General features: G+C 48.8%; 11 protein-coding genes. 4 read left to right on the forward strand and 7 right to left on the reverse strand.

The window, feature by feature from the left end; genetic code table 11:
- Nucleotides 1-62 precede the first annotated feature (62 nt).
- Entirely contained in the window at nt 63-533 is a 471-nt protein-coding gene (locus OB13_RS17530) for a hypothetical protein (protein WP_461491481.1), read from the reverse strand.
- 430 nt (nt 534-963) lie between these two features.
- Here OB13_RS17530 and OB13_RS17535 point away from each other — a divergent pair, with 430 nt between their 5' ends.
- From OB13_RS17535 to OB13_RS17550, 4 genes are all read left to right on the forward strand, one after another.
- On the forward strand, nt 964-1,677 hold the full coding sequence (locus OB13_RS17535; RefSeq protein ID WP_461491482.1) for a ferritin-like domain-containing protein: 714 nt from the start codon (nt 964-966) through the stop codon (nt 1,675-1,677).
- Between the two features lie 13 nt (nt 1,678-1,690).
- A complete protein-coding gene (locus OB13_RS17540) occupies nt 1,691-2,491 on the forward strand; it encodes a ferritin-like domain-containing protein (protein WP_461491483.1) in 801 nt (266 codons plus the stop codon).
- Nucleotides 2,492-2,796: 305 nt separating this feature from the next.
- Nucleotides 2,797-3,351 (forward strand): RNA polymerase sigma factor, encoded by a 555-nt coding sequence (locus tag OB13_RS17545; RefSeq protein WP_461491484.1) that lies wholly within the window; start codon nt 2,797-2,799, stop codon nt 3,349-3,351.
- Complete coding sequence (locus OB13_RS17550) at nt 3,344-4,174, forward strand: anti-sigma factor (protein WP_461491485.1); 831 nt, start codon at nt 3,344-3,346, stop codon at nt 4,172-4,174. The genes OB13_RS17545 and OB13_RS17550 overlap by 8 nt, the downstream gene beginning before the upstream one ends.
- Before the next feature lie 155 nt (nt 4,175-4,329).
- Here the strand turns inward: OB13_RS17550 and OB13_RS17555 are convergent, their stop codons facing one another.
- The 6 genes from OB13_RS17555 to OB13_RS17580 all read right to left on the reverse strand — a co-directional run bounded on the left by OB13_RS17555 (nt 4,330) and on the right by OB13_RS17580 (nt 8,845).
- Nucleotides 4,330-4,950, reverse strand: coding sequence for a 2-thiouracil desulfurase family protein (locus tag OB13_RS17555; protein ID WP_461491486.1), 621 nt, complete (start codon nt 4,948-4,950; stop codon nt 4,330-4,332).
- Nucleotides 4,951-5,004: 54 nt separating this feature from the next.
- Complete coding sequence (locus tag OB13_RS17560; RefSeq protein WP_461491491.1) at nt 5,005-5,196, reverse strand: hypothetical protein; 192 nt, start codon at nt 5,194-5,196, stop codon at nt 5,005-5,007.
- 316 nt (nt 5,197-5,512) lie between these two features.
- Nucleotides 5,513-6,469, reverse strand: coding sequence for a nitrilase family protein (locus OB13_RS17565; protein ID WP_461491487.1), 957 nt, complete (start codon nt 6,467-6,469; stop codon nt 5,513-5,515).
- A 147-nt stretch (nt 6,470-6,616) separates the two neighbouring features.
- The gene (locus OB13_RS17570) at nt 6,617-6,940 is read right to left on the reverse strand and encodes a 2Fe-2S iron-sulfur cluster-binding protein (RefSeq protein WP_461491488.1); all 324 of its coding nucleotides are present in this window, start codon (nt 6,938-6,940) and stop codon (nt 6,617-6,619) included.
- Nucleotides 6,940-7,953 (reverse strand): NAD(P)/FAD-dependent oxidoreductase, encoded by a 1,014-nt coding sequence (locus OB13_RS17575; protein ID WP_461491489.1) that lies wholly within the window; start codon nt 7,951-7,953, stop codon nt 6,940-6,942. Before OB13_RS17575 ends, OB13_RS17570 begins: the two co-directional genes overlap by 1 nt.
- A gap of 142 nt (nt 7,954-8,095) precedes the next feature.
- Entirely contained in the window at nt 8,096-8,845 is a 750-nt protein-coding gene (locus tag OB13_RS17580; RefSeq protein ID WP_461491490.1) for a DUF72 domain-containing protein, read from the reverse strand.
- Nucleotides 8,846-8,966: the final 121 nt, after the last annotated feature.

Genomic DNA, 8,966 nt, shown 5'->3' on the forward strand with positions numbered 1-8,966 from the left:
GCTGGTATAGCAAATGGCAAGGCGTCAGCCGAAGCATAGATGCTATACTTTGTTGTATGGGGTTATTTTTCAAATTTTTGTACAGTCAAGCAATTGTTATCCTGCGATAGTTCGAAGTTGATTGCCCATTGAAAATCATTATCAAATACTGTCAGTAAAGTGTCTCCGCTTTGGTCGGCTCTATCGAAACTGAGAGAACAAATTATATGCTTTAACCAAGGCCCATCAATATTCAACAGCCCAATTCCAACATAATCATTCACAGCTTGGTCAATAATGTTTGTCTTGAACCAAATGGGGCGCTTATTATAATCCTTTGAAGTATGAGCTTGAATGAATTTGATTACTTCTGCTATTTCAACTTCCAGTTCTTGCTGGTTGAGCAAGTCTGGATTATTTAAGTCTACTGGAATTACTTTTTCAAAGCTTTTCTCACCAAGTCTCTCCAATGTGATACCAACATCATCTATAGCAAATTCTTGTATGATTTTCTTTTCGTAGTAGCCTAAAGCAAAGTCCATCAGGTCATTCATTTCATAGTTTTAATCCCATACAACTACCGGCTAAACGTAAACCTACGCTTATCTGCTTTATATGCGGAGTAGTTCCAGGTTTTATACCTTCAAAATTCCCCTTACATGTTTCAGCTAAGATAAGACGATTACCTATACCTGAAACACTATACCTGGAAAATTAAAAAGCCATACCTCACAAAGCACAGTGGCTTTTCAAGAGCTGATCCGGGTATACCTTGCGTTTTCGGCAACAACCTGTAAATCAATCTTTCCGATAGTAATATTCTGCGTTAACGACCCACAGCAGGTAATCCCTTCCTTCCATCTGAAATTTATTTTCTATCCCTGCAATCCGGCTGCTATACCTGCCTCGTAAGTCTCGCAAATCTGCAAACTCCGACAGGAGGCTTCAGAAGGAAATCCTTGTAAAACATCAAATCGAAAAATTATGGAAAAACCAATTAAAACGCCTGATCAGAAGGAAGAAGGGCTGGCAAGCAACCTGATTATACCTATACAGCGCCGAATGTTCTTCCGGTATGCAGGCGCAACTGCGCTGGCGACCTCGCTGCTGCTGGCCACCACTTCCTGCGATGACGAAGATGAACTGATGCCTACCGATCCGGAAGCGGTTGATCTCGGCTCCGGAGATATCGGTATCCTGAACTATGCTTATGCGCTGGAGCAATTGGAAGCTGCCTTTTATACCGAGGTAGTAGCCAAATCGTCCGGTGTGCTTAGCCAGATGGAGCAGCAGATCATGCAGGACCTGAAAGGGCACGAAGGCATCCACCGGGACTTCCTGAAAGCGGCCCTGGGATCGGCGGCTATACCTGCGCTCGATGTAGATTTTTCTTCCATCAACTTCAATGACAAGAACAGCGTGCTGACCACGGCACGCACCTTCGAAGACCTGGGCGTGGCAGCGTATAACGGGGCCGGGCAGTACCTCGAGGATGCCGGCTTCCTGACGCTGGCAGGCAAAATCGTGTCCGTAGAAGCTCGTCATGCTGCCGTTATCCGCGACCTGATCTCCAACGGGACCTTCTCCGATTCGGCCAACAACCAGGGGCTTGACCCTGTCATGAAGCCTGCTGACGTACTCGCTGCAGCAGCTCCCTTCATCAAAACAAAAATTTCAGCAAACAACTTACCTAAATAAGGAGGCTCCCGCTATGAACATTTTCAAAATAATAGAAGACATAGAAAAATACGACCCGGAAGTATACAACCGCCTGGACTCACGCCGCAAAGCATTTGCAGGTATAGGCAGTATCGGGAAGAAAGCGGCGCTGGCAGCCCTGCCGCTGGCGCTTGGCTCGGTGTTTCAGAAAGCCTACGGGCAGAGCAACGGGATGGTGCTGGAGGTGCTCAACTTCGCCCTGAAACTGGAGTACCTCGAGCGCAACTTTTATACCCAGGGACTGGCCGCAAGCGGGCTGATCACGGATGCGGCAGCCAAGGCGGCCATCCAGAAAATTCAGATGCACGAAGCCGAACACGTGAACCTGCTGCGCAGCACCATTCAGAGCCTGAACGGTACGCCCATCGGGGAACCGACCTTTAATTTCGGCAAGAATTTCCCGGACTGGAATACCAATTACCAGACCTTCCTGACTTTGGCACAAGCGTTTGAAGACACCGGTGTACGGGCTTACAAAGGACAGGCAGGTAATTTGATCAGCAATGATACTGTGCTCACAGTAGCACTGCAGATACACTCGGTAGAGGCGCGGCATGCGGCCCATATCCGGCGCATGCGCAATACACAGGGCTGGATCATAGGGGCAGGCGCTAACAGCAATGTGCCGGCAGGTGCACAGCCGGTGTATGCCGGGGAAGACAACGTGATGCAGGGTAGCATCAGCGACGTAAAAACAGTAGGAGCAGGCTATTCGGCAGATATCGCGACAGCGGCTTTTGACGAACCGCTGACAAAGGAGCAGGTGGCCACGATCGTATCGCTGTTCGAATAAAATTTCCCTTTTTAAAGTAGGTATAGCATGTATTTCCCTGAGTTTTTGCAACCAGAGAGTTGTTGCAGAAGAGAGCCGCTTCTGGTGGCTCTTTTCTTTTGGGTATACGGCAGGGTACTGATTTTCCTTTTGAGGACTAAATTCAGGATATGTTAGGGGCTTATCCGGATTGTTGCCGGAAAACTTTTGGGTACGTTATTTAAACATTTTGAACCTGGGTAAGTTAGAAAGTATAGTTTACGACAAATATTCTTACATTTAACAGGTTCCTCGCACAAGGGGCTTTGTTTATAACTGTTTACCCATTGTCTGACCAGACCATACATAAGTTGAGTGAGGAAGCCCTTGTGGCTAAATTGCGTTCCCGCGACAGCTCGGCTGTGGCGGTGCTATATGATATGTATAGTCCGACGCTCTATGGGGTGGTGTTGCAGATCGTTAAGGTGGAGGAGGTAGCGGAGGATGTACTGCAGGATGCTTTCGTCAAAATATGGAAGTCATTTGACAGCTACGACGAAGGAAAGGGACGGCTTTTTACCTGGATGATCAACATCTGCCGCAACCTGGCCATCGACAAGGTCCGCTCCAAAGCGTATCGGGTGAGTAATTCGAACGAGGCCTTGTCGATGAACGGGCAGGCGGGTTTCGTAACGGAGGCTTTTAACCCGGAGCACATCGGTGTGCGGGAAGCTGTCGCACAACTCAACCCGGAGCAAAAGCAGATCATCGACCTGATGTACTTCGAAGGCTATACGCAAAGTGAAATTGCAGAAACCTTCGACATACCACTGGGAACAGTTAAAACAAGAGCCCGCAGCGCGGTCAGGTTTTTATCAAGAATATTTAAAGGGAGTGTCTAACCAAGATTACATAGCATCCGGCATTCTGGAAGTGTATGCAGCCGGCGGACTTACTCAGGCAGAGCGTGAGGAAGTGGAACAGCATGCTGCGGCCTCGCCAGAAGTCCGGGCGGCGCTGGAAGAGGCATGTGCTGCCCTGGAAGCCTATGCGCGTCTACATGCCGTAGCCCCGAGAGCGGATTTAAGGAACAGGATTCTTTCCCGAATCGGGGAGGAGGAAACGCAGGTGCCTGTTGCCGAACGCGAGCCACAGGTAGTGCCGCTCTATCCGGAAACACAACGGGAAGCATCGCCTTATAAGTGGATGTTTGCTGCCAGTGTGGCTTTATTTCTGATCTCCGGATTTCTCAGCTTTCTTTTTTACAACAAGTGGCAGCAGGCCGAGGAGCGCCTCCAACTGGCCGTTGCATCCGAACAGCGCCTTGCCCAGAACCTCAGCACGGTATCGCTCCAGTCAGAGCAGCAGCAGGAGGCACTGACCATTATCCGGGATGCAGACTTTAAGTCGGTCAGGTTGCAGGGCGTTGAGGCGCATCCGGAGGCGAATGTGCTGGTATACTGGAATCCGCAGCGCCGGCAGGTATACGTGGACAGGATCAACCTGCCAGCGCCACCGGCTGGCAAGCAATACCAGCTTTGGGCCCTGGATAAAGGCAAGCCCGTTGATGCAGGTATGATCGCACTCAACGGTCAGACGGATGTGTTGCAACAGATGAAAGCCATCGGATCTGCCCAGGCCTTTGCGGTTACGCTGGAGCCCGCCGGCGGAAGTGAGAACCCTACACTGGAGCAACTCATGGTGATGGGAGAGGTGAGTCTCTAGAATTTCCCGCTTAAGTCAGATCGAATGGTTACATAACAAAACGCCATACCTTGTTCAGAGGTATGGCGTTTTCATTTTATGCGGAAGGCTCTATACCTGATGGCTGCGCTATACCTGGGACTTGAGCAGGAAAGGAAGTATAGGTGTTTTGTTTTCTATTTGTTGAAATACTCCATGTACCACTCATTCTGGTCAAAATCTTTCGCATCCGGATCAACTTTGTGGTTCGGGTCAATCCGTGAGTACAGGATCTCCAGTGACTCAAATTTCCTCCAACTTATAATTTTTAAACCTGCCCTGTGGAGTTGTGCCCCGCATACACCCATCCCAATCTGATATTTCTTGTTTTCTGCATACCTGTTGCCGTCGTAAATGACATGGTTGCCGCAAGCCGCACTAACATCCATCATCAAGCCTAATTCGACCTGGTTTTCTATCGCTACCTGAAGCATTTTTTCAGAAGCCCGGATCATTCCTTCTGTCCAATCTATACCGGAAGTGGTCAGTACTTTAGCTCTTCCTTCCAGAACGTCCAGTCCATTACCACCATAGATGTCACACATCTCTCTTGGTGTTCCGAATGAAAAATCTTCCGGGCAGAATGAGATCAGCTTTACATTTTCAAACTCCGATAATTTTAAAACACTCGGATACTCTCCGTAATTGTCACCGTTCACACCACATTTTATACCTATCAAACAGGCACTAACTAAGATCCTCAATGGGTTATCTTTAGTTGGAGTTCGTAAGTTTTTAATGTATTCTTTGTCGGGCATTTTTGAATAATTTCTTCAGTTTTGTTGTCGCAGTGTGGTGTGCGGAAATGAGAACTAACGTCCTTGTGCAGCCGATGAACGAGACATAGCCGAGTATAAAGGCTGCACTTGGTTGGTGGATGTAGTTTTTGAATATTTATGGGTTAACACAAACAGGGCTTGGATGTAGCGCAGGTCCGTGTCTTGCTCCAAGAGGTGCGTGGCGAAGGAATGTTTGAAAGCGTGTGGGGTGGCACTTATTTTCACACCAGCCTTTTTCGGAAGGAAAGAAACACCTTGCGTAGGTGTCAGCTTTGAACTGGCCGCTAAACTGTTCCTCAAATTATCAGACTAATTGATAAAATAGCAGAAATCAGGTACCAGCTTTCGCCACGAATCTAATATTTGGGTTGATATGTTCTAAATGAAAGACAGGTATGCATTCAGAAAGCGCAAGAGCTGAGATTGGCAGACGCGGATCCTGTGAGTTTATAGTTGAATGAATAGAGTTTCTCCTGGTAGGCACGTGGGTAGAGAGTGTAGCCACTGCTCTACCCACGTGCTCCATTAACTGCTGGCTTTATTACTTTTTGCCATTATTCAACCAGGCAACTTTTTGTTCTGAATGATGGACCTGGCCAATGATGTCTTTGTACAACTCTGGTCTTCTGGCTTTTAAGTATCTGTACCCGCCAGCCTGAGTCAGTTTTTCAGGAGTTAAAGTGACTGTGACCAGGTCATCTCCCAAAGCGCGGCATTCCCCTACTATGTCTCCAAAAGGATCGATGATCATGGAGCATCCGTTTTTCAACTGGTCGTCATCCATACCGATAGGATTCGAAAAAACAGCATAAATACCATTGTCGTAAGCCCGGGACGGCAGCCATTTCATTAACCAGCCACGGCCTTTCATGCCATCAAATTCCAGGCGTAAGGAGGTAGGGTCGTTTTCTCTGTTTTCCCAGAGCTCTGGTGATACAAAACCTGCCCCCGGCCGGGTGGAAGGGGTGCACATTGTTACATGCGGCATAAAAATAATATCAGCACCCAAAAGTGTAGTAGCCCGCACATTTTCAATGATGTTATTGTCGTAACATATCAGGATGCCGCACTTCCAGCCAAAAAGATCAAAGACGCAGTACTGATCACCAGGAGTAATATGCGGATTGATAAAAGGATGTAGCTTTCTATACTTAGCTACCAAGCCGTTTTTATCTACACAGACATAAGCCTTGTAAATGTTATCCTCTACATCCTTCTCAAAAAGACCGGCCAAAATTACCATGTTGTAGTTTTTAGCTATTTCTGTCAGCCTGTTCACGCTTTCTCCGTCAGGGATAAATTCAGCTACCTTCAGCAATTGTTCCTTCGATAGATGGCGTGCAAAGGTATAACCGGTAATGGAGCATTCGTGGAAAGCAATAGCCTGCGAGCCTTCTAGCGAAGCTTTTCTGGAGAGGAGTTCAATAACTGAAAGATTATAGTCCTTATCAGCGCTTCTGTTCTCAAACTGAGCTGTAGAAATTTTTATCTTTTCCATTACTTATTATACTGGTTAGTACTAGTGGAACTTGTAGGGTAGTATATAGAGACGTTCTTAAATTAGCAAACAGCAGTATCAAATCAAACAAAAAAAGCCATACCCTTTGCAGGTATGGCTTTCAAATTTTCAGGTAAAAAGTACAGCTTACGCTTCCGGCATCAAACGTACGACCATCCCGTCCATGTCGGGGGAGATGCGTAGCTGGCAGGAGAGGCGGCTGCTATACGTAGCATGCGGCAACGTCTCCAGCATATAGGCTTCATCGTCATTTGGCTCAGGCAGTTCGCCGCTTTCCAGCACCTCCACGTGGCAGGTGGCGCAGATCGCCATACCGCCACAGATAGCAGGCACATTCAGCTCGTTGGCCTTCATCACTTCCATTACCGATAGACCCATATCCGTGGGTGCTTCCAGTGTCACGCGGCTGCCGTCTGGCAACTCCACATGAATGTTGATGGTGTCCTCCATTACGTTAGCTCCTGTATGCCGTTTACGGTGGTATACTTCAGCACGAACTTCTTGTCCGGGTAAATGCGGTTGTAAGCGCTTTGCGCCATCAGGGCCGACTCATGGAATCCGCACAGGATCAGCTTCAGCTTACCCGGATAAGTATTGATGTCCCCGATGGCGTAGATGCCGGGGATGTTGGTCGAGTAGTCGAGCGTGTTGACCACGATGGCGCCTTTTTCCAGCTCCAGTCCCCAGTTTTCCAGCGGACCTAGTTTCGGTACCAGCCCGAACAGCGGGATAAAGTAATCCACTTCGATCTGGTGTTCGGTTTCTTTGTCGATCAGCACGGTTACCGAGTCCAGTTTGCCGTTGCCGTTCACGTTGGTCACATTCGACTTCAACAGCAGCTTGATATGGCCTTCTTCGGCCAGGCTCAGCACCTTCTCAGCTGATTCGGGCGCGCCCCGGAAGGTAGAGCCACGGTGTATGAGCGTCAGCTCTTCGGCCAGGCCAGCCAGGTATATGGTCCAGTCAAGGGCGGAGTCACCGCCACCGGCCAGTACGATTCGCTTGCTGCGGAACAGTTCCGGATCACGCACCATATACGTCACGCCTTTGCCTTCAAAACTTTCCAGGCTTTCGATGGCCGGTTTGCGTGGCTCAAAGGAGCCGAGGCCACCAGCTATCACCACTACCTTACAGGCAATCTCAGTGCCTTCGGAGGTAATCACTACAAAGGAGCCATCTTCCTGTTTCTGCAACTCTTCTACCCGCTCGCCCAGTGTGAACGAAGGGTGGAAAGGCTCGATCTGCTTCATCAGGTTCTCTACCAGGTCGCCTGCCAGAATGGACGGGAAACCGGGAATATCATAAATCGGTTTTTTGGGGTATATCTCAGCCAGCTGGCCTCCTACTACCGGAAGGGCATCTACAACGTGGCAACGCATCTTCAGCAAGCCCGCCTCAAACACGGCGAACAGGCCTACCGGGCCTGCCCCAACTATACATATATCGGTGGTTATTCTTTCCATTTAAACTTGGTTTGTGTTCAACAAAGTTGGTTCAGCAAAGATACTGGCACCAGCTAAGCTTACATAGTAATTTTTGCTATTCTTCATCATAACACTAAAAAGTTAAAAATAACTTCTTTTGGTGTTCAGAAGCAGAAATTGGTCACCCAGTTGCCGGTTGCTTTTCGCTCACCAGTTCCTGCAGCCGCTTCGCATTGAAGGCCGCATAGCCCAGCTGGTCGTTATCAAAATATACATACACATCCAGCCTTTGCTGCTGCCATTCCAGGCATTTGTCAGCCCAGTTATTCAGCGCCTCTTCGGAGTAGCTGCCGGCATACTTTGTCTCTGGTCCGTGTAGGCGCACATACACAAAATCGGCCGTCACTTCCAGCGGCGACATATGATACTCCAGCTCGTAGATGCAGAAGGCCGCGTTATACCTGCGCAGCAGGTCCAGTATGGCAGGCGTGTACCAACTCGGATGCCTGAACTCGAAGGTATAGCGGTAGTAAGGTGGCAGCACCGCCAGGAAAGCCGCGAGCCGCTCTTCTTTCACGCTCCAGCCGGGAGGCAGCTGAAACAGGATCGGCCCCAGTTTCTCTTCCAGCGCATTCACATTCTCAAAGAAGCGCTGTATACTCTCCTGCGGATACTTTAGCTTTTTCATGTGCGTGATAAAGCGGCTGCCTTTGACGGCATACACAAAATCATCGGGCACGGAGGCACGCCAGTTTGCAAAGGTTTCGGCCGAGGGTAACTTGTAAAAAGAGTTGTTGATCTCGACAGTTCGGAAGTACTGGAGGTAGTAGTTGGTGAAGTCCTTTGATTTGAGATCCGGTGGATAAAAGGTGCCCACCCAGTGTCTGTAGTGCCACCCCGAAGTACCAATATAAATCTTCCGCTGTTCCATGGTATACCGTTTGCTTTGGTCAGCAAAAGTATACTGGCATGGCGTGACTTTGGTTAAGACCGCGCAGCTCCTGCAAGCGTTTGGTATCGGTAGTTGAACCTCGTGTTGTCAGATCGCGGAT

The sequence above is a fragment of the Pontibacter sp. HJ8 genome (assembly GCF_054824225.1).